The sequence below is a fragment of the Streptomyces sp. NPDC104226 genome, from assembly GCF_055584085.1.
Genome location: NZ_JBVJMS010000009.1, coordinates 118,705 through 144,441 on the forward strand (window position 1 = coordinate 118,705; position 25,737 = coordinate 144,441).

The 25,737-nt window shown below is 70.9% G+C and carries 15 protein-coding genes; 10 read left to right on the plus strand and 5 right to left on the minus strand.

The window, feature by feature from the left end; genetic code table 11:
• Nucleotides 1-4: 4 nt before the first annotated feature.
• Both ACZ60J_RS27140 and ACZ60J_RS27145 read right to left on the minus strand, forming a co-directional pair.
• Nucleotides 5-703, minus strand: a complete 699-nt coding sequence (locus ACZ60J_RS27140; protein ID WP_469685753.1) for a response regulator — start codon at nucleotides 701-703, stop codon at nucleotides 5-7.
• Complete coding sequence (locus ACZ60J_RS27145; protein WP_469685755.1) at nucleotides 700-2,331, minus strand: sensor histidine kinase; 1,632 nt, start codon at nucleotides 2,329-2,331, stop codon at nucleotides 700-702. Before ACZ60J_RS27145 ends, ACZ60J_RS27140 begins: the two co-directional genes overlap by 4 nt.
• Nucleotides 2,332-2,546: 215 nt before the next feature.
• On the opposite strand from ACZ60J_RS27145, the gene ACZ60J_RS27150 reads away from it, so the two are divergent.
• The 7 genes from ACZ60J_RS27150 (at nucleotide 2,547) to ACZ60J_RS27180 (ending at nucleotide 15,796) form a co-directional block, all read left to right on the plus strand.
• Nucleotides 2,547-6,839: a galactose-binding domain-containing protein gene (locus tag ACZ60J_RS27150; protein WP_469685757.1), complete on the plus strand. Its 4,293-nt coding sequence runs from the start codon at nucleotides 2,547-2,549 to the stop codon at nucleotides 6,837-6,839.
• A gap of 180 nt (nucleotides 6,840-7,019) precedes the next feature.
• On the plus strand, nucleotides 7,020-8,039 hold the full coding sequence (locus ACZ60J_RS27155) for a LacI family DNA-binding transcriptional regulator (RefSeq protein WP_469685758.1): 1,020 nt from the start codon (nucleotides 7,020-7,022) through the stop codon (nucleotides 8,037-8,039).
• A 233-nt stretch (nucleotides 8,040-8,272) separates the two neighbouring features.
• Nucleotides 8,273-9,673, plus strand: coding sequence for an ABC transporter substrate-binding protein (locus ACZ60J_RS27160; RefSeq protein WP_469685759.1), 1,401 nt, complete (start codon nucleotides 8,273-8,275; stop codon nucleotides 9,671-9,673).
• A 105-nt stretch (nucleotides 9,674-9,778) separates the two neighbouring features.
• Nucleotides 9,779-10,687 carry a carbohydrate ABC transporter permease gene (locus ACZ60J_RS27165; RefSeq protein WP_469685760.1) on the plus strand — a complete coding sequence of 303 codons (909 nt, stop codon included), beginning with the start codon at nucleotides 9,779-9,781 and terminating at the stop codon, nucleotides 10,685-10,687.
• A 13-nt stretch (nucleotides 10,688-10,700) separates the two neighbouring features.
• On the plus strand, nucleotides 10,701-11,576 hold the full coding sequence (locus tag ACZ60J_RS27170; RefSeq protein ID WP_469685761.1) for a carbohydrate ABC transporter permease: 876 nt from the start codon (nucleotides 10,701-10,703) through the stop codon (nucleotides 11,574-11,576).
• 70 nt (nucleotides 11,577-11,646) lie between these two features.
• Nucleotides 11,647-13,254, plus strand: a complete 1,608-nt coding sequence (locus ACZ60J_RS27175) for a glycoside hydrolase family 13 protein (protein ID WP_469685763.1) — start codon at nucleotides 11,647-11,649, stop codon at nucleotides 13,252-13,254.
• Between the two features lie 100 nt (nucleotides 13,255-13,354).
• Nucleotides 13,355-15,796, plus strand: coding sequence for a discoidin domain-containing protein (locus ACZ60J_RS27180; RefSeq protein WP_469685764.1), 2,442 nt, complete (start codon nucleotides 13,355-13,357; stop codon nucleotides 15,794-15,796).
• A 59-nt stretch (nucleotides 15,797-15,855) separates the two neighbouring features.
• Here ACZ60J_RS27180 and ACZ60J_RS27185 read toward each other — a convergent pair whose 3' ends face one another.
• Nucleotides 15,856-17,109, minus strand: a complete 1,254-nt coding sequence (locus ACZ60J_RS27185; protein ID WP_469685766.1) for a citrate synthase — start codon at nucleotides 17,107-17,109, stop codon at nucleotides 15,856-15,858.
• Nucleotides 17,110-17,164: 55 nt separating this feature from the next.
• On the opposite strand from ACZ60J_RS27185, the gene ACZ60J_RS27190 reads away from it, so the two are divergent.
• Together ACZ60J_RS27190 and ACZ60J_RS27195 are read left to right on the plus strand one after the other, a co-directional pair.
• On the plus strand, nucleotides 17,165-18,340 hold the full coding sequence (locus ACZ60J_RS27190) for a citrate synthase (RefSeq protein WP_469685767.1): 1,176 nt from the start codon (nucleotides 17,165-17,167) through the stop codon (nucleotides 18,338-18,340).
• Nucleotides 18,341-18,360: 20 nt separating this feature from the next.
• Entirely contained in the window at nucleotides 18,361-19,461 is a 1,101-nt protein-coding gene (locus tag ACZ60J_RS27195) for a CobW family GTP-binding protein (protein ID WP_469685768.1), read from the plus strand.
• Nucleotides 19,462-19,482: 21 nt separating this feature from the next.
• On the opposite strand, the gene ACZ60J_RS27200 is transcribed toward ACZ60J_RS27195, so the two are convergent.
• Together ACZ60J_RS27200 and ACZ60J_RS27205 are read right to left on the minus strand one after the other, a co-directional pair.
• Complete coding sequence (locus tag ACZ60J_RS27200; RefSeq protein ID WP_469685770.1) at nucleotides 19,483-21,549, minus strand: restriction endonuclease; 2,067 nt, start codon at nucleotides 21,547-21,549, stop codon at nucleotides 19,483-19,485.
• Nucleotides 21,550-21,655: 106 nt separating this feature from the next.
• Nucleotides 21,656-24,112 carry a DNA gyrase/topoisomerase IV subunit A gene (locus tag ACZ60J_RS27205; RefSeq protein ID WP_469685772.1) on the minus strand — a complete coding sequence of 819 codons (2,457 nt, stop codon included), beginning with the start codon at nucleotides 24,110-24,112 and terminating at the stop codon, nucleotides 21,656-21,658.
• A 259-nt stretch (nucleotides 24,113-24,371) separates the two neighbouring features.
• Here ACZ60J_RS27205 and ACZ60J_RS27210 point away from each other — a divergent pair, with 259 nt between their 5' ends.
• Nucleotides 24,372-25,724: a M16 family metallopeptidase gene (locus ACZ60J_RS27210; protein ID WP_469685774.1), complete on the plus strand. Its 1,353-nt coding sequence runs from the start codon at nucleotides 24,372-24,374 to the stop codon at nucleotides 25,722-25,724.
• Nucleotides 25,725-25,737 lie beyond the last annotated feature (13 nt).

Genomic DNA, 25,737 nt, shown 5'->3' on the forward strand with positions numbered 1-25,737 from the left:
GGAGTCAGCCGGTCGTGGGCGGACGCCAGGCGTAGCGGTGTTCCGGGCGGCCCGTCTCGCCGTACCGGAGGGCGAGGACGACGCGGCCGGCGCGGTCCAGGAGCTTGAGGTAGCGCTGGGCGGTCTGGCGGCTGATGCCCGCGCGGTCGGCGATCTGCTGGGTGGAGAGCGGGCCCTCGGCCGTGCGCAGGATCCCGCGGACCAGGTCGGCGGTGGTGGGGGAGTGGCCCTTGGGGAGGTCGCTCGGGGCGTCGGCGCCGGCCGCGGCGAGGGCTCCGAAGATCCGGTCCACCTCCGCCTGTTCGGCCTCTCCGCCCGTGTCCAGGGTGCGGCGCAGGGCCGCGTAGGCCTCCAGGCGGGTGCGCAGGCCCGCGAAGGTGAAGGGCTTGACCAGGTACTGGAGGGCCCCGAGGCGCATCGCGGCCTGGACGGTGGCCAGGTCGCGGGCGGCCGTCACCATGATCACGTCGGTGTGGTGGCCGCGTTCGCGCAGGCGCCGGACCAGGTCGAGGCCGTTCTCGTCGGGGAGGTAGTGGTCGAGGAGGATCAGGTCCACGGGGCGGGAGTCGAGGAGCGCCAGCGCCTCCGCAGCCGAATGGGCCTGGGCCGACACGCGGAAGCCGGGGACCTTGGCCACGTAGGCCGCGTTGATCCGGGCGACTCTCAGGTCGTCGTCGACGACCAGGACGTCGAAGGTGCTCATCGCAGGGCCTCCGGGAGGACGACGGAGAACTCGGCCCCGCCGTCCGCCGCCTCGCCGGCCCGGACCGTGCCGCCCTGCCGTTCGGCCAGGCGCCGCACCAGGGCGAGGCCGAGTCCGCGGCCGCGGTGGGCGCCGGCCCCGGGCTGCTTGGTCGACCAGCCCTCGGTGAAGATCTCCTCGCGGCGCTCCACCGGGACGCCGGGGCCGCTGTCGCGGACCCGCAGGACCGCCGTGCGGCCGTCGGCCCGGATGTCGACCTCGACCAGCGGTGCGGACGAGCCGACCGCGGCGTCCAGCGCGTTGTCGACCAGGTTCCCGAGGATGGTGACCAGGCCTCCCGGGTCGACGAGGCGGTCGGGAAGCAGTGCGGAGCCGGCCAGCCGCAGGGGGACCCCGCGCTCCGCCGCGACCGTCGCCTTGCCCATCAGCAGGGCGGCGAGCAGCGGGTCGTGCACCTTCTCGGTGACCTGCTCGGCGGTGCTGCGGTGCACCCCGACCACTTCCGTGACGAACTCGACGGCTTCCTCGAACAGGCCCAGTTCCAGCAGACCTAGGAGGGTGTGGAGCCGGTTGGCGTGCTCGTGGTCCTGGGCGCGCAGGGCGTCGATCAGGCCCTTGGTGGAGTCGAGCTCGCGGCCCAGGTGTTCCAGCTCGGTGCGGTCGCGCAGGGTGGCCACGGCCCCGCCGTCCTCGGTGGGCATCCGGTTGGCGACCAGGACCCGGGCGCCCTGGACGGTGACCAGGTCGCGGCCGGTGACCCGGCCGGTGAGGACGTCGGTGGTGCGGCCCGCGCCGAGCACCTCGTCCAGGGCGCGGCCCGTGGCGTCCTCGGCGGCCTCCGGCGCGAGGCCCAGGAGCCGGGCCGCCTCGTCGTTGACCAGCCGGACCCGGCCCGTCCGGTCGAGGGCGATCACGCCTTCGCGGATGGAGTGCAGCATCGCCTCGCGTTCGGCGAGCAGGCCCGCGATATCGGAGAAGGCCAGGTCGCGGGTCTGCCGGTGGATCCGGCGCGAGAGCAGGTAGGCGGCGAGGGCGCCCGCCGCGAGGGCGCCGCCGGCGTACGCGAGCAGGCCCGGGATGGCGCCGAGCAGGCGGTCCTGGACGCTGTCGTAGGAGATGCCGACCGAGACGGCACCGACGATCTCCCCGTCGGCGGCCAGCAGGGGCACCTTGCCGCGCGCCGAGCGGCCCAAGGTGCCCTCGTCGATCTCCATGACCTCGCGGCCGGCCAGGACGTCGCCGGGGTCGGTGGAGACGGGCCGCCCGATGCGGTCGGGGCTCGGGTGCGAGCGGCGGATGCCGTCCAGGTCCATGACCACCACGTACTCGGCGCCGGTGGCCGAGCGGATGCGCTCCGCGGAGACCTGTACCGGGCTGTCCGGCGAGGGAGCCGAGCCGATGAGGCCGGCGGCCAGGGAGGGGTCGGCGGCGGCGCTCTGGGCGATGGCCAGGGCTCGCCGCATGGCCTGGTCGTCGAGCTGCGCGCCCAGCGGGGCCAGGAAGAGGCCGGTGGCCAGGGCGAGGACCCCGGCGGCGATGGCCAGCTGGGTCAGCAGGATCTGCGAGGCGGCCCGTCTGGGCAGCCCGAGGCGCCGAGCGCGCGTGGGGAGGGACCGCAGGGACTGCATAAGTACGAACCGTAGGCCGGTTCGGGTGTAAGCGGAATTCCTCCCCCTCACGCAAGTGGCTTGCGTGATTTGCGCCCAGCTTGCGCAAGTGATGACGACATAAAAGTGCTGTCAGGGATGTAGACGACTCGCCAAAGCTCTGCAACTCTCGCACCGCACACCGCAAATTTCTGTCTCCCATGGTTCAGAAAGTTCATGTCGAGGGACGAGGACATATGAGAAGGCACAACTGGAGATGGCGGACCCTGGCCGCCTTGATCAGCACGGCCCTGCTGATGCTGGGCTGGCCCGCGCTGAGCGCCGTGGCCGCCGGCGGCCCGAGCGTCTCGGCGGGCAGGCCCGCCACCGCGAGCAGTACCAACGGCCAGTACGCGGCCGGCAACGTCACCGACGGCAACCAGTCCTCGTACTGGGAGAGCGCCGGCAGCACCTTCCCGCAATGGGTGCAGACCGACCTCGGAGCCACCACCCGCGTCGACCAGGTGGTGCTCAAGCTCCCCGCCTCCTGGGAGAGCCGCAACCAGACCCTGTCCGTCCAGGGCAGCGCCGACGGCACCAGCTTCAGCACCCTGGTGAGCTCGGCCACCTACACCTTCGGCCAGGGCGCCGGAAACGTGGTCACCATCGGCTTCCCGGCCACCCAGGCCCGGTACGTCCGCATCGATATCACCGCCAACACCGGCTGGCAGGCCGCCCAGCTCTCCGAGCTGGAGGTCCGCGCCCCCGGCGAGTCCGGGACCAACCTGGCCCTCGGCAAGACGCTCACCGCGAGCAGCAACACCCAGGTCTACGTGCCGGGCAACGCCAACGACGGCAACACCGCCAGCTACTGGGAGAGCGTCAACAACGCCATGCCCCAGTGGCTCCAGGCCGACCTGGGCTCCTCCGTGCGCGTGGACCGCGTGGTCCTCAAGCTTCCCGAGAACTGGGGCGCCCGCACCCAGACCCTCAAGATCCAGGGCAGTGCGAACGGCACGGACTACACCGACCTGACGGCGTCCAAGGGGTACGAGTTCAACGCCGCCGGCTCCAACACGGTGAGCATCGCCTTCGACGCCACCACCACCCGCTACGTACGGGTGTGGATCGCGTCCAACTCCGTACAGCCCGGCGGGCAGCTCTCCGAGCTGGAGATCTACGGACCGACCACCGGTGACACCCAGGCCCCGACGGCCCCGGCCGCCCTCGCCTACACGGAGCCCGCGACCGGCCAGATCAAGCTGACCTGGAACGCCTCCACCGACAACACCGGCGTCACCGGCTACGACGTCTACGCCAACAACCAGCTGCGCACCAGCGTCGCGGGCAACGTCACCACCTACACCGACACCCAGCCCGCCTCCGCGAGCGTGACGTACTACGTCCGCGCCAAGGACGCGGCCGGCAACCAGTCGGCCAACAGCAACAGCGTCACCCGCACCGGAGACACCGGTGACACCCAGGCCCCGACCATCCCGGGAGCCCTGGCCTTCACCGAGCCGGCCGCCGGCCAGATCAAGCTGACCTGGCAGGCCTCCACCGACAACACCGGCGTCACCGGATACGAGGTCTTCGCCAACAACGTGCTGCTCACGACGGTCGCGGGCAGCGCCACCAGCTACACCGACACCCAGCCCGCCACCGCCACCGTGAGCTACTTCGTCCGGGCCAAGGACGCGGCGGGCAACCGCTCCGGCGACAGCAACTCCGTGACCCGCAACGGCAGCGGGGGCACGGGCGGCTCCAACCTGGCCGTCGGCAAGCCCATCGAGGGCTCCTCCGTGATCCACACCTTCGTCGCGGAGAACGCCAACGACAACAGCACCTCCACCTACTGGGAGGGGGCGGGCGGCGCCTACCCGAGCACCCTGACCGTCAAGCTCGGCGCCAACGCCGACGTCGACCGCCTGGTCCTCAAGCTCAACCCGGACAGCAGCTGGGGCACCCGCACCCAGAACATCCAGGTCCTCGGCCGCGAACAGAGCGCCTCGGGGGTCACCGGACTGGTGGCCGCCAAGGACTACGTCTTCAACCCGGCCTCCGGCTCCAACACCGTCACCATCCCGCTGAACGCCCGCGTCGCGGACGTGCAGCTGCGCTTCACCTCCAACACCGGTTCCTCCAACGGGCAGATCGCCGAGTTCCAGGTCATCGGCGTCGCGGCGCCCAACCCGGACCTCCAGGTCACCGCGGTGAGCGCCAGCCCGGCCGCCCCGGTCGAGTCGGACTCCGTCACCCTGTCCGCCACCGTCAAGAACAGCGGCCCGGCGCCGGCTCCGGCGACCGCCGTCTCCTTCCAGCTCGGCGGCTCGAAGATCGCCTCCGCCAACGTGCCCGCGCTCGCCGCAGGCGCCTCCGCCACCGTCACCGCCGGCATCGGACCGCGCGACGCGGGCACCTACCCGCTGAGCGCGATCGTCGACGAGGCGAACACGGTCGTCGAGCAGAACGACACCAACAACAGCCTCACCGGCTCGCCGCTGGTGGTCCGCCCGGTCGACAGCTCCGACCTGGTGGCCTCGTCCGTCGGGTGGACGCCGAGCGCACCCTCCGCCGGGCAGACCGTGAACTTCTCCGTCACGGTCCAGAACCAGGGCACCGTCGCCGCCGCCGCAGGCACCCACAACGTCACCCTCACGCTGCTGGACGCGGGCGGCGCGACCGTCCGTACGCAGACGGGCTCCTTCAGCGGCGCGCTCGCGGCCGGTGCCTCCTCGGCGCCGATCCCGCTCGGCAGCTGGACCGCGGCGAACGGCAAGTACACCGTCAAGGTGGTGATCGCCGACGACGCCAACGAACTGCCGGTCAAGCGCGGCAACAACACCTCCGCCAAGCCCTTCTTCGTCGGCCGCGGGGCGAACATGCCCTACGACACCTACGAGGCCGAGGACGGCGTCGTAGGCGGCGGAGCGAACGTCGTCGGCCCCAACCGGACCGTCGGCGACATCGCGGGCGAGGCCTCGGGCCGCAAGGCCGTGAACCTGGACGCGACCGGCGAGTACGTCGAGTTCACCACCCGGGCCGCCACCAACACCCTGGTCACCCGCTTCTCCATCCCGGACGCCCCGGGCGGCGGCGGCATCGACTCCACCATCAACGTCTACGTCAACGGCACCCTCAAGAAGGCCCTGCCGCTGACCTCGAAGTACGCCTGGCTCTACGGGGCCGAGGCGGGCCCGGGCAACTCCCCGAGCGCCGGAGCCCCGCGGCACATCTACGACGAGGCGAACATCCTCCTCGGCGAGACCGTCCCGGCGGGCAGCAAGATCCGCCTCCAGAAGGACGCGGCGAACACCACCACCTACGCGATCGACTTCGTGAGCCTGGAACAGGCCACGGTGATCCCCAACCCCGACCCGGCCACCTACACGGTGCCCGCCGGCTTCACCCACCAGGACGTGCAGAACGCCCTGGACAAGGTCCGCATGGACACCACGGGCAAGCTCGTCGGCGTCTACCTGCCACCGGGCGACTACGCCACGGCGAGCAAGTTCCAGGTGTACGGAAAGGCCGTGCAGGTCGTCGGCGCCGGGCCGTGGTTCACCCGCTTCCTCGCCCCGTCCTCGCAGGACAACACCGACAACGGATGGCGCGCGGAGGGCACCGCCAAGGGCTCGTCCTTCACGGGGTTCGCCTACTTCGGCAACTACACCTCGCGCATCGACGGCCCGGGCAAGGTCTTCGACTTCGCCAACGTGACCGACATGACCATCGACAACATCTGGAACGAACACCAGGTGTGCCTCTACTGGGGCGCCAACACCGACCGGATCACGATCAAGAACTCGCGGATCCGGGACACCTTCGCCGACGGCATCAACATGACCAACGGCAGCACGGACAACCTCGTGACCAACATCGAGGCGCGTTCCACGGGTGACGACAGCTTCGCGCTGTTCTCCGCCATCGACGCGGGCGGCGCGGACATGAAGAACAACGTCTACGAGAACCTGAGCGCCATCCTGACCTGGCGCGCGGCCGGTGTCGCCGTCTACGGCGGCTTCAACAACACCTTCCGCAACATCTACATCGCCGACATCCTGGTCTACTCGGGCATCACCATCAGCTCGCTGGACTTCGGGTATCCGATGAACGGATTCGGGACCGACCCGACGCTCTTCGAGAACATCTCGATCGTCCGGGCCGGAGGCCATTTCTGGGGGGCGCAGACCTTCCCCGGAATCTGGATCTTCTCGGCTTCCAAGGTGTTCCAGGGAATCCGCATCAACAACGTGGACATCGTCGATCCGACCTACAGCGGAATCATGTTCCAGACGCAGTACGTCGGCGGCCAGCCGGTCAATCCCATCAAGGACACCATTCTGAAGGACATCACCATCACGGGGGCGAAGAAGAGCGGGGACGCCTTCGACGCCAAGTCCGGGTTCGGTCTCTGGGCGAACGAGATGCCCGAGGCGGGACAAGGGCCTGCGGTGGGTGAGGTCACCATCCAGAACCTGAGGATGAGCGACAACGCCGTGGACGTGCGGAACACGACCTCGACGTTCAGGATCAACCAGCTGCCGTAGCGGGCGGCGAGCACCGGGAACGAGGGTGGCGGGGCATCCCTTCGGGGTGCCCCGCCACTCGCCGGCATGAGGTCGGCCGGGCCGGTGGGACGCGGGGGGTTCCGCGCCGGTTTCCGATGGGCCAAACTGGCCGTAATCGAACTGCAAGGAACTTGCATTGTTTGCGCTACTCTTGCGTTCATGACGCGACGACTTGCTCAAGTGGCGAAGAAGGTGGGGGTCAGCGAGGCAACGGTCAGCCGGGTGCTCAACGGCAAGCCGGGCGTCTCGGAGACAACCCGCCAGTCCGTGCTCACCGCACTGGACGTCCTCGGCTACGAACGCCCCACCCAGCTGCGCGGCGAACGTGCCCGGCTGGTCGGCCTGGTCCTGCCGGAACTCCAGAACCCGATCTTCCCGGCCTTCGCCGAGGTGATCGGCGGCGCGCTGGCCCAGCAGGGGCTGACCCCGGTGCTCTGCACGCAGACCACCGGCGGGGTCTCCGAGGCGGACTACGTCGAGCTCCTGCTCCAGCAGCAGGTCTCCGGCGTCGTCTTCGCCGGAGGGCTCTTCGCGCAGGCCGACGCCCCGCACGAGCACTACCGGCTGCTCCACGACCGCAAGGTCCCGGTGGTGCTCATCAACGCCTCGATAGAGGACCTCGGCTTCCCGTGCGTCTCCTGCGACGACGCCGTCGCGGTGGAACAGGCCTGGCGCCACCTGGCCTCCCTCGGCCACGAGCGCATCGGGCTGGTGCTGGGCCCGCCCGACCACATCCCCTCCCTGCGCAAGCTGGTGGCCGCCCAGGCGGTCGCCGCGGCGGCCGGCGCCGAGCTGCCCGCGGTGCACGTGGAGCGGGCGCTGTTCTCCCTGGAGGGCGGCCACGCGGCCACGTCGAGGCTGCTGGACCGCGGGGTGACCGGCATCATCTGCGCGAGCGACCCGCTGGCCCTGGGGGCCATCAGGGCGGCCCGCCGGCGCGGGCTGGACGTGCCCGGCCAGGTCTCCGTCGTCGGGTACGACGACTCGGCCTTCATGAACTGCACCGAACCCCCGCTGACCACCGTCCGGCAGCCCATCGAGGCCATGGGCAGGGCGGCCGTGGAGCTGCTCACCGCGCAGATCCAGGGCGCCGCCGTGCAGCCCGGAGAGCTGCTCTTCGAGCCCGAGCTCGTCGTGCGGGGCTCCACCGCGCAGGTTCCGCGCCCCCGTTCGGAGTAGTGCCCCGCCGGGCTCCGCCGAGTCCGCCCCCGGCCACAGGGCCCCGAAGCGTCCCGCTGACGCTTCGGGGCCCTGTTTTGCGTTCAGCCCCCGAGCTCCCCGGCGTTCTGCTGCCAATCTCTTGCGAAATCTGCGCGAGATATTGCGTTCATCTGTCGGTGGTGATTGAGTGTGCCGCGCTCGCCTCCTTACACGCCCCACGCCTCCTGCTCGATGCTCGAAGGGGACCACCGATGAGAACCAACATCCGCCGCACCACCGCGACCGCCCTCGTCTCGGCGCTCGCGCTCACCGTCCTCGCGGCCTGCGGGACGAGCAGCAGCGGGGACGACACCAAGAACCAGCCGTCCGGCGGTTCCACGGACGCCTCCGCCCCGCTCGACCCGAAGACCAAGGTCACCATCTCCATCGACTGCATGCCGCCCGCCGCGAAGGCGCCCGAGCTCAAGCAGTGGAAGGAGGACGTGGCGGCGTTCAACAAGCTCTACCCGAACGTCACGATCGACGGCCGCTCCACCCCCGGCCAGTGCCTGGAGCCCCCGCGCTTCACCGCGATGCTCAAGGCCAAGTCCCAGCCGGACGTGTTCTACGCCTACTTCACCGATCTCCAGCAGGTGCTGGACAACGACGGTGCCGAGGACATCTCGGCGTACGCGACCGCCAAGTCGGTGCCGAGCCTGGACGACATGGACAAGAACGTCACGGGCATCCTCAAGCGCGACGGCAAGGTCTACGGGCTGCCCACCAGCAACTACACGATGGGCCTGCTGATCAACCGCAAGCTCTTCCAGCAGGCGGGGCTCAACCCCGACCAGCCCCCGCGCACCTGGGACGAGGTCCGCGCGGCCGCCAAGAAGATCGCGGCCCTCGGCAACGGCACCGCCGGCTACGGCGAGTACAGCGTCGAGAACACCGGTGGCTGGCACTACACGGCGGCCATGTACGGGATGGGCGGCGACATCGTCGGCGCCGACGGCAAGGCGGCCTTCAACAACCCCACGGGCAAGGCGATCGTCGACAACCTGCACGCCATGCGCTGGGAAGACGACAGCATGGGCAAGACCCAGCTGCTCAAGTGGGGTGACCTGCAGAAGCAGATGGCCTCGGACAAGCTCGGCATGTTCCTGGCCGCGCCCGACGACATCTCCTACATGGTCCAGCAGCTCGGCGCCAAGTACGAGAACTTCGGCATGGGCCCCATCCCGGGCGGCGCGGCCACGCTGGCGGGCGGCAACGGCTACATCATCAAGAAGGGCAGCTCGCCCGACAAGATCAAGGCCGGTATCGCCTGGTTGAACTTCAAGTTCCTCTCCGTCGGCAAGGGCCAGTTCCAGTACGACCGCAACAAGACCGACGGCCTGCCGGTCGGCCTTCCGCAGCCCGCGTTCTTCACCGGCGCCAGCAAGGCCAAGGACGACGAGCTGAAGGCCGCCAGCGCGACGATGCCGGTCGCCAACTTCAAGACCTTCCTGGACAACCCGGTGGCCGGCAAGGGCGAGCCGGCGAAGGCCCAGGAGGTCTACAAGGTCCTCGACAAGGTGATGTCGGGGGTCCTGACCAACAAGGACGCCGACTCGGCGCAGCTCCTCGCAGAGGCCGAGAAGGCCGTCAACCAGGTGCTGGCCAACCAGTAGCGGTCCCGGCCGGGGGAGGTCCGGGCGGCCTCCCCGGCCCGGACCCGCCCGCAGGCCCCGTACCCCGCAAATCGATGGCGACGACCCACCAAGGAGCGAGCGGCGATGTCGGCTCCCACCCTGCCCGGTACCTCTCGTGAGGAATTCCTCCGGGCGTTCAAGCGGAACCTCTCGGCCCACGGCTTTCTGATCGGCGCCGTCCTCTGCTTCTCCTTCTTCTCCTGGTACCCGATGGTCCGGGAGTTCCTGCTGGCCTTCCAGAAGACCGAGGGCGGAGCCGTCCACTGGGTCGGCTGGGACAATTTCCGCTACGTCTTCAACGACCCGACGTTCTGGCAGGCCTGGCGCAACACCCTGCTCTTCAGCGGGCTTGCGCTGGTACTCGGCTTCGCCGTCCCGTTCGTGGTCTCGATCGTGCTCAACGAATTCCGGCACGCACAGGGCTACTTGCGCCTGCTGGTCTACCTCCCGGTGATGCTGCCTCCGGTCGCCTCGATCCTGCTCTTCAAGTACTTCTACGACCCCGGTTACGGGGTCTTCAACAGGATTCTGGAATTCCTGCACCTGCCGGCGCAAGACTGGCTGCAATCCACCGATACCGCGATGCTCTCCGTCGTCATCGCTTCCACGTGGATGAACATGGGCGGCGCGACCCTGATCTACCTGGCAGCCCTCCAGGGCATCCCCGGAGAGCTCTACGAGGCGGCGGAACTCGACGGAGCCGGGGTGCTGCGCAAGATCTGGCACGTCACGATCCCGCAGACCAAGCTCATCCTCTCGCTGATGCTGCTCATGCAGATCATCGCGACGATGCAGGTGTTCGTCGAACCGTTCATGCTCACCGGCGGCGCCGGCCCCGAAGGATCGACCACCACCGTCGTCGTCCTCATCTACCAGTACGCCTTCAGTTTCAACCAGTACGGCGGCGCCGCGGCCCTGGGCCTGTGCCTGCTCGTCCTGCTCGCAGGCTTCTCCGCCGTGTACGTCCGGCTGAGCCGCGACAACGAGAACTGACGGGAGGACCCACATGTCAGAGCGCACGCTGATATCCCCGGCCCAACTCGGCCGCACCCGAGGCAAGATCGCCTACTGGACCGTCCTGGCCGTGGTCGTGATCGGCTTCACGATCGTCTTCCTCGGGCCCCTCTACTGGATGGTGGCCAACGGCCTCAAGACCACCGCGGAGTTCACCCAGGTCCCGCCGACCGTGGTCCCGGGCTCCCTGCACACCGAGAACTACTCGGCCGCCTGGAAGGTCATGGACCTCGCCAAGCTGCTGTTCAACACCCTCTACTACGCGTTCGGCGCCCTGGCCTTCCAGCTCGTCCTCGACGTGGCCGCCGCCTACTCGCTCTCCAAACTCCGGCCGGTCTTCGGCAAGGCCGTCCTCGGCATGATGCTCGCGACGCTGATGATCCCGGCCACCGTCCTCGTCGTACCGCAGTACCTCACGGTCCTGGACATGCCGATCATCGAGCGGAACCTGCTCAACACGCCCTGGGTGATCTGGCTGCCCTCGGTCACGAACGCCTTCAACATCTTCCTTCTGAAACGATTCTTCGACTCCATCCCCGGCGAGATCCTCGATGCCGCCGCCATCGACGGAGCCTCCTCCCTGCGCACCCTGCGCTCCGTGGTCCTGCCGATGTCCCGCCCCGTCCTCGGTGTCGTGTCGATCTTCGCCGTCGTCGGGGTCTGGAAAGACTTCCTCTGGCCCATGCTCACCCTCCCCGACCCGGCCCTGCAGACGCTCAACGTCGGCATCTACTCCCTCGCCAGGGGAGTGCCGGAGAACCATCTCGTCGCCGCGCTCGCCATGGCCTCGGCGCCCACGCTCATCATCTTCCTGATCTTCCAGCGCAACATCATGAGCGGCCTGACGGCAGGCTCCCTCAAGGGGTGAGCACCACCCCGCACCGCCGCCGCACCCGGTCGCCCCCTGCGAAAAGAACGCCGTGAAAGGACCCCTCTCCGTGGCTGACTTTCCCCTGCCCGAAAACGCCGCCGACTGGTGGCGCTCGGCCGCCATCTACCAGGTGTACGTACGGAGCTTCGCCGACGGCGACGGGGACGGCACCGGTGACCTCGCGGGCGTCCGGGCCCGTCTCCCCTACCTCGCCGAACTGGGCGTCGACGCCCTGTGGTTCACCCCCTGGTACCTCTCCCCGCTCGCCGACGGCGGCTACGACGTCGCCGACTACCGCACCATCGACCCCGCCTTCGGCACCCTCGCCGAGGCCGAGAAGCTCATCGCCGAGGCCCGTGAACTGGGCATCCGCACCATTGTCGACATCGTCCCGAACCACGTGTCCGACCAGCACGCCTGGTTCAAGGCCGCCCTCGCCGCCGGCCCCGGCAGCCCCGAACGGGAGCTCTTCCACTTCCGCCCGGGCCGCGGGGAGCACGGCGAACTCCCGCCGGGGGACTGGCCCTCGCAGTTCAACGGAGCCGCCACCTGGACGCAGGTACCGGACGGGGAGTGGTACCTGCACCTCTTCACCCCCGAACAGCCCGACCTCAACTGGGACCACCCCGCCGTCCGCCGGGAGCACGAGGAAGTCCTGCGGTTCTGGTTCGAGCGCGGAGTCTCCGGCGTACGGATCGACTCCGCGGCCCTGCTCGCCAAGGACCCGGCCCTCCCCGACCTGGCAGGCCGCCCGGCCGAACCGTGGCCCGGAGAAGTGCACCCGTACATCGACCGCGACGACCTGCACGCCATCTACCGGTCCTGGCGGGCCATCGCCGACGAGTACGGGGCCGTCTTCGTCGGCGAGGTCTGGCTGCCGGACTCCGAACGGTTCGCACGCTACCTGCGCCCCGACGAGCTGCACACCGCCTTCAACTTCTCCTTCCTCAGCTGCCCGTGGGACGCCGGCCGGCTGCGCACCTCCATCGAGGAGACCCTCGCCGAGCACGCCCCCGTCGGAGCCCCGGCCACCTGGGTGCTGTGCAACCACGACGTGACCCGGACGGTCACCCGCTACGGGCGCGCCGACACCGGCTTCGACTTCGCCACCAAGGCCTTCGGGACCCCCGCGGACCTCGCCCTCGGCACCCGCAGGGCCCGCGCCGCCGCGCTGCTCACCCTCGCCCTCCCCGGCTCCGTCTACGTCTACCAGGGCGAGGAACTGGGGCTTCCCGAGGCCGAGATCCCGCTCGGCCGCATCCAGGACCCCATGCACTTCCGCTCCGGCGGCACCGACCCCGGCCGGGACGGGTGCAGGGTCCCGCTGCCGTGGACCGCCGAGCCGTGGAACGAGCCCTGGCTGCCCCAGCCCGCGGACTGGCCGGCGTACGCCGCGGACCGCCAGGCCGGGGACCCGGACTCGATGCTCACCCTCTACCGGACGGCCCTCGGGCTGCGCCGGGCCGCGGCCGGCTTCGGCGGGGGATCGCTGCAGTGGCTGCCCGCGCCGCCCGGGGTACTCGCCTTCGGCCGCCCCGACGGGCTGGTCTGCGTGGCCAACCTGTCCCCGGAGCCGGTCCCGCTGCCGGCCCACACGAGCCTCCTGCTGAGCAGTTCCGCTCTGGACGCGGACGGGCTGCTCGGACAGGACACGGCGGTCTGGCTGCGGACCTGACGCCGCAGCCGGACCGCCAGGACCACCTGCTTCCCGCGCCCCACCCCGTAGAACCGCCCGTGCACACCCCCCCCGCACCGCATGGAGAGGTCCCACCGTCATGAGCGCAGCAGCACGCATCGCAGCACGCGGGAGGCCGGCCGGCGCACTCGTCGCCGCGCTGGCCACCGCCGCCGTCCTCGGGGCGGCCGCCGCCCTCCCGCTGGTGGCGGCACCGAGCGCGACGGCCGCCCCGGCCGTCCTGTCCCCGCTGGACGTCCCGGGGCGCGGGGCGACGGTGCCCTTCACCGAGCAGGAGGCGGAGCGGGCGGCCACCAACGGCTCGGTGATCGGGCCCGACCGGACCTACACGAGCCTGCCCGCAGAGGCCTCCGGGCGCAGCGCCGTACGGCTGGACGCGGCGGGGGAGTACGTCGAGTTCACGCTGACCAAACCCGCGAACGCGATGAGCGTGCGCTATTCCGTACCGGACAACGCGGCCGGCACGGGAATCAGCGCCCCCGTGGAGCTGAAGCTGGACGGGACCAAGCTGAAGGACCTGGACTTCACCTCCAAGTACAGCTGGTTCTACGGCAGCTACCCCTTCACCAACCAGCCGAACGGCGACAAGCCGCACCACTTCTACGAGGAGACCCGCACCCTCTTCGGGAAGACCCTCCCGGCGGGCTCCAAGGTCCGGCTCACCCTCTCCTCCCTCGGCGCGACCCCGTGGGCGATCGTGGACCTCGCCGACTTCGAGGAGGTCGCACCGCCCGGGACGCGTCCGGCCGGCGCGCTGTCGGTGACCGACTTCGGGGCCGATCCGAACGGCTCCGCCGACTCCACGGCCGCCTTCCAGCAGGCGGTGGACGCGGGCGCGGCGCAGGCGAAGGAGGTGTGGATCCCGCAGGGCACCTTCAAGCTCACCGATCACGTGGTGGTGGACAAGGTGACACTGCGCGGGGCCGGGCCCTGGTACTCCGTCCTCACCGGGCGCCACCCCACCGACCGCAGCCGCGCGGCCGGGATCTACGGGAAGTACGTACAGGGCGGCGGATACGGCGGGCAGATCCGCCCGCACGAGAGCGGCGGGCCGAGCAGAAACGTCACGCTGAAGGACTTCGCGATCATCGGCGAGATCGCCGACCGCATCGACGACGACCAGGTCAACGCCATCGGCGGCGCGATGAGTGACTCCGTCGTCGACAACGTGTGGATGCAGCGGACCAAGGTCGGGGCCTGGATGGACGGCCCGATGGACAACTTCCACATCAGGAACAGCCGGATCCTCGACCAGACGGCGGACGGGGTGAACTTCCACTGGGGCGTCACCCGCTCCTCCGTGGAGAACACCTTCCTGCGCAACCTGGGCGACGACGGCCTCGCCATGTGGGCGGACACCAAGAACAACGTCGCCAACTCCTTCAGCCACAACACCGTCGTCCTGCCGATCCTCGCCAACAACATCGCGATCTACGGCGGCAAGGACATCAGCGTCACCGACAACGTGGCCGCCGAGACCCTGTCCAACGGCGGCGGCCTGCACGTGGGCAACCGCTATCCCGGGGTCACCCCCGGCCAGGGGACGGACGTCTCGGGCACCTTCACGCTGGCCCGCAACACCCTGATCCGGACCGGGAACACCGACTACGGGTGGAACTTCCCGATCGGCGCCGTGTGGTTCGACAGCCGGTCGAGCTCCATCGACAAGGCCACGATCAACGTGACCGACAGCGACATCCTGGACAGCTCCTACGCCGCCATCCACTTCGTGTCCGGCAGCACGAAGGGCGTCCACTTCGACAACGTCACCATCGACAAGACCGGGACGTTCGCGCTCCAGTTCAACGACCCCGCCGAACTGTCCATGAGCAACGTCAGGGCCACCCGCATCGGCTTCGCCGAGCCCGTCTACAGCTGCCTGGGCGCGCAGCTGAAGCTGACGCAGGGCAGCGGGAACTCCGGCTGGAACACCAAGCTGCCGAACACCTACTGCGGGCCGTTCCCCCCGGCGACGGACCAGCCGGGACCGGAACCGACGCCGAGCCCGACGCCCACTCCCACACCCACTCCGAGCCCTACGCCGACTCCGACTCCGACGCCGACTCCGACGCCCACGCCGACCCCGACTCCGGACCCCACCCGCAACCTGGCCCAGGGCCGGCCGGTGTCCGAGTCCTCGCACACCCAGGGCTATGACGCGGCCAAGGCCGTAGACGGAGACCCCCACACTTACTGGGAGAGCCTCAACAACGCCTTCCCGCAGTCGGTGACGGTCGACCTCGGCGCCACCACGGCCGTCAAGCGGCTGGTCCTGAAGCTGCCGCCGCCGGCGGCCTGGGGGGCCAGGACCCAGACCCTGTCGGTCCTGGGGAGCACCGACGGCTCCTCCTTCACCACCGTCGTCGGCCCCCAGGGCCACGTCTTCGACCCGGCGAGCGGGAACAAGGTGACCATCACCCTTCCCGACGGTACGAACCTGCGCCACCTGCGGCTGGCCTTCACCGGCAACACCGGCTGGCCGGCCGGGCAGCTGGGCGAGTTCGAGGCCTACGCCGGCTGAGCCCGGGCACCCCGCCTCGGCGGAGACGGGGAACACCCCGCCCGGTAACACCCCGCCCGTCACGGCAACGGCCGTGGCGGGCGGGGCCCGTGGTACTGCCCGCTCGGTCGCATCCGCAGCGGGCGCTCCTCGTACTCCTCCAGCGCGTGCGCGATCCACCCGGCCGTACGGGCCACCGCGAAGACCGTCTCCCCGGCCTCCGGGGCCATCCCGCAGGAGACCGTCAGCACCGCGAGCGCCAGGTCCACGTTCGGGTACAGGCCGTCGCCGTGCCGGGCCATCACCCCGGCCACCTCGCGCGCCGCGCCCAGCGCCGGACCGGCCTGCGCCAGCGGCTCCAGCCGGGCGAACAGCGCCGTCGCCCGCGGATCCTCGGCCCCGTACAGCCGGTGCCCGAGCCCGGGCACCCTGCGTCCGGCCCGCAGGTACTCCGCCACCACCGGAGCCGCGCCGCCGCGCTCCAGCACCTCCACCAGCATCCGGTGCGCGAGCCGCCCGGCCGCTCCGTGCAGGGGGCCTTCGAGCGCGCCGAGCCCGGCCGAGACCACCGCGTACGGATGTGCGCGCGCCGACGCGGCCACCCGTACGGCCAGGGTCGAGGCGGCCAGGTCGTGGTCCGTCAGCAGGGCCAGGGCCAGGTCCAGGACGGCCAGCGCGTCCGGATCGGGGTCCAGGGCGGAGAGCCGCGGCCACAGCTGCCGGGAGAGGCGGCCGTCCCCGCCCCACTGCGCCGGGCCCACCTCGGGCAGGGCGCCGACCAGGGTGGGGATCAGGGCGCGCGCGGAGCCCAGTACGGAGGGCCCGGACAGGTCGAAGCGCAGCGGGTCCGCGACCGCCGCGGCGGCGACGGCCACCCGCAGCCGGTCGATCGGCCCGCTGTGCTCGGGGAGCGCGGCGACCGCCCGGCGGGCCGCGGCGAGGGACTCCGGGGGAGCGGTGAACCGGGCCCCGCGCACCAGGGTCCCCGTCCAGAGCCACTCGGCGACCTCCTCGTAGCGGTACCGCGAGGCCAGTTCCACGGCGTCCACGCCGCGGAAGTAGTACCGGTCGGACTCGATGAGGGTGAGCGCGGTGCGTACGGAGAGCTCCCCGGCGGAGGCGGCGAACCCGGGGGGACCCGCCGCCTCGCGCCGGCTGCGCCGGGCCAGGGCCTCCACCTCGCGGGCGTCGAAACTGCTGGAGCGTCCGACCGGGTCACGGCGGCTCGTGAGCTGGCCGCGGCTGACGTACGCGTACACGGTCGCGGGCTTCACCCCCAGCAGCCGGGCCGCTTCCCGGGTGCCGATCCTTTGCTCACCGGACTCGTCGTTCATGACGCACACCCTACATATATTGATCCGATCAATATTGACACTGATTCAGTGCATCATGGATGGTCGATCCATGGACACCACCGTCGCACCAGCCGAAACCCCCCGCGGACTCGCGGGAGTCGTGGTCACCGAGACCCAGCTCGGTGACGTGAGAGGCCGTGAGGGCTTCTACCACTACCGCCAGTACTCGGCGGTCGAGCTCGCCGGGAGCCGCACCTTCGAGGACGTGTGGCACCTGATGTTCCGCGGCGCACTGCCCGCCGACACCGCCGAGCGCGCCGCCTTCACCGCCGAGACCGCCCCGCTGCGCCGGCTCCCCGCCGAGGTCCGGGACGCCCTGCCCGCCCTGGCCCGCGCCACCGCCCTGTCCGGCCCGCTCTCCGGGCTGCGCACGGCGCTCTCCCTGCTCGGGGCCTCCGCGGGATTCCGCCCGGTCTACGACCTGACCCCCGAACGCCGCGCCGCCGACGCACTGGCCGCCTGCGCCGCCGTACCGACCCTGCTCACCGCCCTGTACCGGCTCGGCCAGGGTCTGGAGCCGGTGGAGCCGCGGGACGACCTCCCGTACGCGGCCAACTACCTCTACATGCTGACCGGACGGGAACCCGAGCCGGTCAGGGCCCGCGCGGTGGAGCGGTACCTGATCTCCACGATCGACCACGGCTTCAACGCCTCCACCTTCACCGCCCGCGTGATCGCCTCCACCGGCGCCGACGTCGCGGCCTGCCTCACCGGGGCGATCGGCGCACTCTCCGGCCCGCTGCACGGCGGCGCCCCCAGCCGGGCCCTGGACACCCTCGACGCCATCGGAACGGCGGACCGGATCGATCCGTGGATCCGTGAGCGGGTCCTCGCGGGCGACCGGATCATGGGCTTCGGCCACCCCGTCTACCGCACCGAGGACCCGCGCTCGCGGATGCTGCGCGAGATCGCCCTGCAGTTCGGCGGCCCGCTCGTGGACTTCGCCGTGGAGGTGGAGCGGCACGTCGAGGAGATCCTCGCCGAGCTCAAGCCGGGCCGGGAGCTCCACACCAACGTGGAGTTCTACGCGGGCGTGGTCATGGAACTGTGCGGACTGCCGCGCGAGATGTTCACCCCGACCTTCTGCGCGGCCCGCGTGGTCGGCTGGAGCGCGAACGTCCTGGAACAGGCCGCGGACTCGAAGATCATCCGGCCGGCGGCCCGCTACACCGGCCCGACCCCGCCCCGGCCGGTGCCCGCCCTCGGCTGACGCTGGCTACGATCGACCGGGTGAACAGCATCCCCGTCGTCGTCCTCGCCGGATTCCTCGGATCCGGCAAGACGACCGTCCTCAACCACCTCCTCGGCAACCGGGGCGGCACCCGGATCGGGGTCGTCGTCAACGACTTCGGCTCCATCGAGGTCGACGCGATGGCGGTGGCCGGCCAGGTCGGCGACTCGATGGTCTCCCTCGGCGGCGGCTGCCTGTGCTGCGCGGTGGACGGCAGCGAGCTGGACGCCTACCTGGAGAAGCTCGCCGACCCCGTCCACCGCATCGACGTGATCGTCATCGAGGCGAGCGGGCTGGCGGAGCCCCAGGAGATGGTCCGGATGCTCGTCGCCAACGAGAACCCGGCCGTCCGCTACGGCGGCATGGTGCACGTCGTCGACGCGGCGGAGTTCGACGCGACCCGGGCCGCTCACCCCGAGACCGACCGGCACCTGTCCGTCGCCGACCTGGTGGTGCTCAACAAGACCGACCGGGTCGGAACGGGGGAGCGGTCCCGCATCGAGGGCGTACTCGCCACGCTCTGCGCGCCGGGCATCCCGGTGGTGGGCGCGGACCACGGCCGGATCGACCCGGAGCTCCTCTTCGACCGCCGCCCCTGGGCCGAGACGCGCGGCCAGCTGTCCTTCGAGGACCTGCTGTCGGAGGCCGACGACCACGCCCACGACGGCGATCACGCCGGTCACGTGCACGCCGCCTACGCGAGCACCGAGTTCGTGTCCGAGCAGGCGCTCAGCCCGCGCCGCTTCATCGAGTTCCTCGACCGCCGCCCCGCCGGCCTCTACCGGATCAAGGGCTTCGTCTACTTCGGCGTGCCGGGCCACGAGGAGTGCTACGAGATCCACGCGGTCGGCCGCTTCCTCCGCTTCGCCCCGCGGGCCTGGGGCCGGGGCGAGCCGCGCCTCACGCAGCTCGTGATGATCGGCTCCGGCACCGACGGCGAGGCCCTGCTCCGCGAACTGGCCGACTGCCGGGAGGCGGAGCCGGGCCGGGCGGGGCCGGAGACCATGTGGGGCGTCCTGCGGTACGTGCACCGCCCGGCGCAGCCGCCTTCGGACCCCGACCTGGACGCCGACCCCGACCCGGGTCCCGAAGACTTTTAGGGTCAGCAGCCGTACGTGCCCTCAGGCGACCTCGATGCCGAAGTCGGTCAGGAGGGGTTCCAGGCCGCCCGGGTAGCCCTTGCCGCCGAGGACGAAGTCCCAGTCGCCACCGGCACGGCGCCGGAAGGAGCCGAGGACCAGGGCGGTTTCGCCCGCGCGGCCGTCGGAGACCTCCAGCTGTCCCAGCTCCTCGCCGTGCGTGTCCAGCAGCCGGATCCGGGCGTCGGTGAAACCGGTCAGGTCGGCGTGCGGGTCGGCCTCCGGGTCGATCGCGGCGACCAGGACCAGCCGGTCGGCACGGGCCGGCAGCTGCTCGAAGGCGACTGCCAGGGCCGCCTTGTCGGGCGGTGAATGGGGGTGGGTCCGTACCGAACCCTCCGGGGAACTCGGATTGTTGAAGAACACGAAGTGGTCCTCGCTCAGCGCCCGGCCGCCCTCGCAGACCAGCGCGCACACGTCCAGCGCGACCGCTCCCGACCAGGACATGCCGAGTACGTTCCGGTCCTGGTCCGGCTCCGGTTCCCGGGGGGCCGGTACCGGGGCCGCCGGGTCGCCGCCGAGGCGGCCGCGCAGGCCGTGCTGGTGCAGCAGGTCCACGAGCGTGGCCCCGTCGACCAGTTCCAGCGGCTTGCCCTCGGCGAACGCGTACGAGCCGGGGCCGAAGGTCGCGGTGGTGACCAGCACCCCCTTGTTCGCCCCCCGGTCCTGGACCGTTCCGTACAGGTCCCGCACCGCGGTGGGGCTGACCGTCCTGCCGTAGCGCTTGACCTGCACCACGATCCGGCCGCCCCGGATCGGGGCCGGGTCCAGCGCCTCGACGTCCACCCCGCCGTCGCCCGACCGCTGTGTGGTCACCGCCTCCATGCCCATGGCCCGGAACAGCTCGGCCACCAGGTTCTCGAAGGCGATCGGGTCCATCGTGAAGAGGTCCGGGTCCTCGCCGTCGTCCGTCCGGCCGCCGTGGCCGACGACCGTGCCGACCTCGCCGGGCCGGCGTCCGGGGCGTACCGCCGCCAGCTGGTCCGGCTTTGCCGAGAGCTGCCCGCGCAAGCCCTCCACGAGGCAGTCCGCCGCGCTGACCTGGGTCAGCCGGAGCCCCTGGAACGTGGTGCGCGCCGCCGTCACCGTGGCGAGGAAGAACTGCGCCTGCTGTCCCGTCACCGGATCCGGGCAGTCCACGAAGCCGTTCACCAGGACGGAGTCGAGCACCCCGAACTCGTCCGCCGCGTACAGCTCGTGCAGCACCAGCAGTACGCACTGTGCCAGCAGGTCCCGGTACAGTCCCCGCCGCTCCGTGACGGGCCGCGGCTTCACCCGGTACTGGCCGCTGCTCGGCAGGTACTGGACCGACCTGGCCTCCGGTACCACCGGATATCCGGGCAGCTCCCAGTCCAGCACCAGCTGGCGCGCGCCCGGATCGTACGCCGCCGCCACCTGCCTCGGCAGGGACTCGGGCCAGGCCGCGGAGACGTACAGGGCGGCCGAGAAGTACTCGACCACCGCCTCCGGGTCGCCCGCGCGCAGTGCGGCCGTCAGCTCGGCCAGCCCGCCGTTGTGCGCACGGATCCCGGCGAGCTGATCCGCCGCCCAGACGTCGTACTGCTGCCGGTAGGAGGCCAGTTGCTGCTGCCGCTGCAGTTCCGCCGCGTGCGCGGCCTGCCATGCCGCGGTGTACCGGGCGTGCGCGTCCCGCTCCGCCTGTCCCCGCTGTCCCGATCCCAGGGTCCAGCCGCTGCTCTGCTGCTGGAACTGTTCCAGGCGCGGCAGCTCGACCGGGTGCGCCAGGTCTCCCGGGGCGAACGGTTCCAGCTGCTCGGAGCGGACCATGGCCGCCATCCGGAACGCCGGCGCCCGGCATCCCGTGGCCAACAGGACCTGCAGGGCGGCGACCTCGTCGTCGAGCTGTGCGGAACGCCGCTGGGCCTCGGCCTCACGGCGCTGCCGGTCGGCCGCCTGCTGCTCCCGCCGCCCCCGGACCACAGGCTGCGCGGAGTGCTGCGCCTCGCGCTGCTGGACCAGCTGTGTCTGCTGCGTCCGACGCTGGGCCTCGGCCCAGTCCCCGATCGATCCGCCCTGCCGACGACTCATCAGTTCTGTGTCTCCCCAACCCGACCGACGGTGCCACGAGGGAAAACACTAGTCGCCATTCGGGTGGTACGTCCCCGGACGTACCACCCGAATGATCTGCAACCTCCTACAGCGCGGACCCCGCCAGCGCAGCGACCACCGCGGGCAGTGCCGTGCCCGAGCCGTCGCGGCGCGGGTCGACCGCGGGCAGCGCGGCCGGAGTGCCGTTCGCCGCTGCCGCGCGGGCGGGGGAACCGCCCGCCCAGGCCAGCAGCAGGACGTCCTCGCCCTTCAGGAACCGCTGGCAGCGCACGCCGCCGGTGGCCCGGCCCTTGCGCGGGTACTGGTCGAACGGGGTCAGCTTCCCGGACTGCATCGAGTCGTCCAGCGTCCCGTGCGAGCCCGCCACCGTGAACACCACGGCCTCGCGCGCCGGGTCCACCGCCGAGAAATGGATCACCTTGGCGCCGTCCGAGAGCTTGATGCCCGCCATGCCGCCCGCGGGGCGGCCCTGCGGGCGGACCTGGCCCGCCGGGTAGCGCAGCAGCTGGGCGTCGTCGGTGATGAAGACGAGGTCCTCCTCGCCCGTGCGCAGCTCGACCGCGCCGACGATCCGGTCACCGTCCTTGAGGGTGATGACCTCCAGCTCGTCCTTGTTGGCCGGATAGTCCGGCACGACCCGCTTGACCACGCCCTGCTCGGTGCCGAGCGCCAGGCCCTGCCCCGACTCGTCGAGCGAGGTCAGGCAGACGACCTGCTCGTCCGCCTCCAGCCCGGAGAGGAACTCCGAGACCGGGGCGCCGCCCGCCAGGTTCGGCGCGGCGTGGGTGTCCGGCAGCTGCGGCAGGTCGATCACCGACAGCCGCAGGAGCCGCCCGTACGAGGTGACCACGCCGATGTCGGCCCGCGCGGTCGCCGCGACCTGCGAGGCGATCAGGTCGTGCTTGGTGCGTGCTCCGCCCTCCTCCTCGGGGAGCGGCTCAGCGGTGGCGGTGCGGGCGAGCAGGCCGGTGGAGGACAGCAGCACCCGGCACGGGGTGTCCTCGACCTCCAGCGGGACCGCCGCGACGGGCGTCCCCGCCGATTCCAGCAGCACCGTACGGCGCTCCGTGCCGAACTTCTTCGACACCGCGGCCAGTTCCGCCGAGACCAGCTTGCGCAGCTCGCCGTCGGATTCCAGGATCCCGGTCAGCTCGTCGATCTCGCCGGTCAGCCGGTCGCGCTCGGACTCCAGCTCGATCCGGTCGAAGCGGGTGAGCCGGCGCAGCGGGGTGTCCAGGATGTACTGGGTCTGGATCTCGCTCAGCGAGAAACGCTCCATCAGGCGCTCCTTGGCCTGCGCGGAGTTGTCGCTGTCCCGGATGATCCGGATGACCTCGTCGATGTCGAGCAGGGCCACGAGCAGGCCCTCGACGAGGTGCAGCCGGTCGCGCCGCTTGCCGCGGCGGAACTCGCTGCGCCGGCGGACGACCTCGAAGCGGTGGTCGAGGTAGACCTCCAGCAGCTCCTTGAGGCCCAGCGTCAGCGGCTGCCCGTCGACCAGCGCGACGTTGTTGATGCCGAAGGTCTCCTCCATCGGCGTCAGCTTGTACAGCTGCTCCAGCACGGCCTCGGGGTGGAAGCCGTTCTTGATCTCGATGACCAGGCGCAGGCCGTGCGAGCGGTCCGTGAGGTCCTTGACGTCCGCGATGCCCTGGAGCTTCTTCGAGCCGACCAGGTCCTTGATCTTCGCGATGACCTTCTCGGGACCGACCGTGAAGGGCAGTTCGGTGACGACCAGCCCCTTGCGGCGCGGGGTCACGTCCTCCAGGGCCACCGTGGCACGGATCCTGAAGGTTCCGCGGCCGTTCTCGTAGGCGTCCTTGATGCCCGCCAGGCCGACGATCCGGCCGCCCGTGGGCAGGTCGGGACCCGGTACGAAGCGCATCAGCGCCTCCAGGTCCGCCTCGGGGTAGCGGATCAGGTGGCGGGCGGCCGCGATGACCTCGCCGAGGTTGTGCGGGGCCATGTTGGTGGCCATGCCCACCGCGATCCCGGACGCGCCGTTGACCAGCAGGTTCGGGTACGCGGCCGGAAGGACGACCGGTTCGCGCTCCTGGCCGTCGTAGTTCGCGGCGAAGTCGACGGTGTTCTCGTCGATCCCGTCCGTCATCAGCGAGGCGGCGTCGGCCATCCTCGACTCGGTGTACCGCATCGCGGCCGGCGGGTCGTCGTTGCCGAGCGAGCCGAAGTTGCCGTGGCCGTCGACCAGCGGGAGCCGCATGGAGAAGGGCTGCGCCATGCGCACGAGGGCGTCGTAGATCGACGCGTCGCCGTGCGGGTGCAGCTTGCCCATGACCTCGCCGACGACGCGGGCGCACTTCACGTAACCGCGGTCGGGGCGCAGGCCCATCTCGTTCATCTGGTAGACGATGCGCCGGTGCACCGGCTTCATGCCGTCGCGGGCGTCGGGCAGGGCACGGGAGTAGATCACCGAGTACGCGTACTCGAGGAAGGAGCCCTGCATTTCGTCGACGACGTCGATGTCGAGGATCTTCTCCTCGAAATCCTCCGGCGGCGGGGTCTTCGTGCTGCGGCGGGCCATCGCTGCGCGGCTCCTTAACCAAGAATCGGGATGAGCTGAGCTCTCACGGGGTGGGGCGGGGACTGGACTGGGGCGGGGCTGGGGCGGTCGGGCGGGCGGTTTCGGACAAGGGTGCCGCCGACCATTGTGGCCCGAGGCACCGACAACGCCGACTCCGACCCTGGACTGGGCCGGGAACTTCTCCGCGCGCCGACACGCTTGCATACAGTGGCAGGTCTGACAGGAATCTCTGCATCGCGATCGAAGGGACCACATGCCCATGGGTCACACGGCCACCGCTCATGCCGGCTCCGGCGGCCTCACAGCGACCGAGCACCGGCTGGCCAACGGCCTGCGCGTGGTGCTGTCCGAGGACCACCTGACCCCGGTCGCCGCGGTCTGCCTCTGGTACGACGTCGGCTCGCGCCACGAAGTCAAGGGACGTACGGGTCTGGCTCACCTCTTCGAGCACCTGATGTTCCAGGGCTCGAAGAACGTCTCCGGCAACGGCCACTTCGAACTGGTCCAGGGCGCCGGCGGCTCCCTCAACGGGACCACCAGCTTCGAGCGGACCAACTACTTCGAGACGATGCCGACCCACCAGCTGGAGCTCGCGCTGTGGCTGGAAGCGGACCGGATGGGCTCGCTGCTGGCCGCCCTGGACGACGAGTCCATGGAGAACCAGCGCGACGTCGTCAAGAACGAGCGCCGCCAGCGGTACGACAACGTCCCCTACGGCACGGCCTTCGAGAAGCTGACGGCCCTCGCCTACCCGGAGGGCCACCCGTACCACCACACCCCGATCGGGTCCATGGCCGATCTGGACGCCGCGTCCCTGGAGGACGCGCGCGCGTTCTTCCGTACGTACTACGCGCCCAACAACGCGGTGCTCTCGGTCGTCGGCGACATCGACCCCGAGAAGACCCTCGCCTGGGTCGAGAAGTACTTCGGCACCATCCCCGGCCACGACGGCAAGCAGCCGCCGCGCGACGGCTCGCTCCCCGAGATCATGGGCGAGCAGCTGCGCGAAGAGGTCGTCGAGGAGGTGCCGGCCCGCGCGCTGATGGCGGCCTACCGGCTCCCGCACGACGGCACCCGCGAATGCGACGCCGCCGACGTGGCGCTGACCGTCCTGGGCAGCGGCGAGTCCTCCCGGCTCCACAACCGCCTGGTGCGCCGCGACCAGAGCGCCGTCGCCGCGGGCTTCGGCATGCTGCGCCTGGCCGGCGCCCCCTCGCTGGGCTGGCTGGACGTCAAGACCTCCAGCGGTGTCGAGGTGCCCGCCATCGAGGCGGCCGTCGACGAGGAGCTCGCGCGGTTCGCCGCGGAGGGCCCGACGGCCGAGGAGATGGAGCGGGCGCAGGCCCAGCTGGAGCGCGAGTGGCTGGACCGGCTGAGCACGGTGGCCGGCCGCGCCGACGAACTGTGCCGCTTCGCGGTTCTGTTCGGCGACCCGCAGCTCGCCCTGACCGCAGTCCAGCGCGTCCTCGACATCACCGCCGAGGAAGTACAGGCCGTGGCCGCGGCCCGACTGCGCCCGGACAACCGGGCGGTGCTCGTCTACGAGCCGATCGCCGCGGACGACAACGAAGAGACCGACGCGAGCGACGAGAACGAGGGGGCGGAGCAGTGAGCGACACCGCAGC

Excerpts from the sequence above, each read along its gene's own strand:
- ACZ60J_RS27140 (WP_469685753.1), bottom strand. The coding sequence starts at position 703 with ATGAGCACCTTCGACGTCCTGGTCGTCGACGACGACCTGAGAGTCGCC.
- ACZ60J_RS27145 (WP_469685755.1), bottom strand. The coding sequence starts at position 2,331 with ATGCAGTCCCTGCGGTCCCTCCCCACGCGCGCTCGGCGCCTCGGGCTG.
- ACZ60J_RS27150 (WP_469685757.1), top strand. The coding sequence starts at position 2,547 with ATGAGAAGGCACAACTGGAGATGGCGGACCCTGGCCGCCTTGATCAGC.
- ACZ60J_RS27155 (WP_469685758.1), top strand. The coding sequence starts at position 7,020 with ATGACGCGACGACTTGCTCAAGTGGCGAAGAAGGTGGGGGTCAGCGAG.
- ACZ60J_RS27160 (WP_469685759.1), top strand. The coding sequence starts at position 8,273 with ATGAGAACCAACATCCGCCGCACCACCGCGACCGCCCTCGTCTCGGCG.
- ACZ60J_RS27165 (WP_469685760.1), top strand. The coding sequence starts at position 9,779 with ATGTCGGCTCCCACCCTGCCCGGTACCTCTCGTGAGGAATTCCTCCGG.
- ACZ60J_RS27170 (WP_469685761.1), top strand. The coding sequence starts at position 10,701 with ATGTCAGAGCGCACGCTGATATCCCCGGCCCAACTCGGCCGCACCCGA.
- ACZ60J_RS27180 (WP_469685764.1), top strand. The coding sequence starts at position 13,355 with ATGAGCGCAGCAGCACGCATCGCAGCACGCGGGAGGCCGGCCGGCGCA.
- ACZ60J_RS27185 (WP_469685766.1), bottom strand. The coding sequence starts at position 17,109 with ATGAACGACGAGTCCGGTGAGCAAAGGATCGGCACCCGGGAAGCGGCC.
- ACZ60J_RS27190 (WP_469685767.1), top strand. The coding sequence starts at position 17,165 with ATGGATGGTCGATCCATGGACACCACCGTCGCACCAGCCGAAACCCCC.
- ACZ60J_RS27200 (WP_469685770.1), bottom strand. The coding sequence starts at position 21,549 with ATGAGTCGTCGGCAGGGCGGATCGATCGGGGACTGGGCCGAGGCCCAG.
- ACZ60J_RS27205 (WP_469685772.1), bottom strand. The coding sequence starts at position 24,112 with ATGGCCCGCCGCAGCACGAAGACCCCGCCGCCGGAGGATTTCGAGGAG.
- ACZ60J_RS27210 (WP_469685774.1), top strand. The coding sequence starts at position 24,372 with ATGGGTCACACGGCCACCGCTCATGCCGGCTCCGGCGGCCTCACAGCG.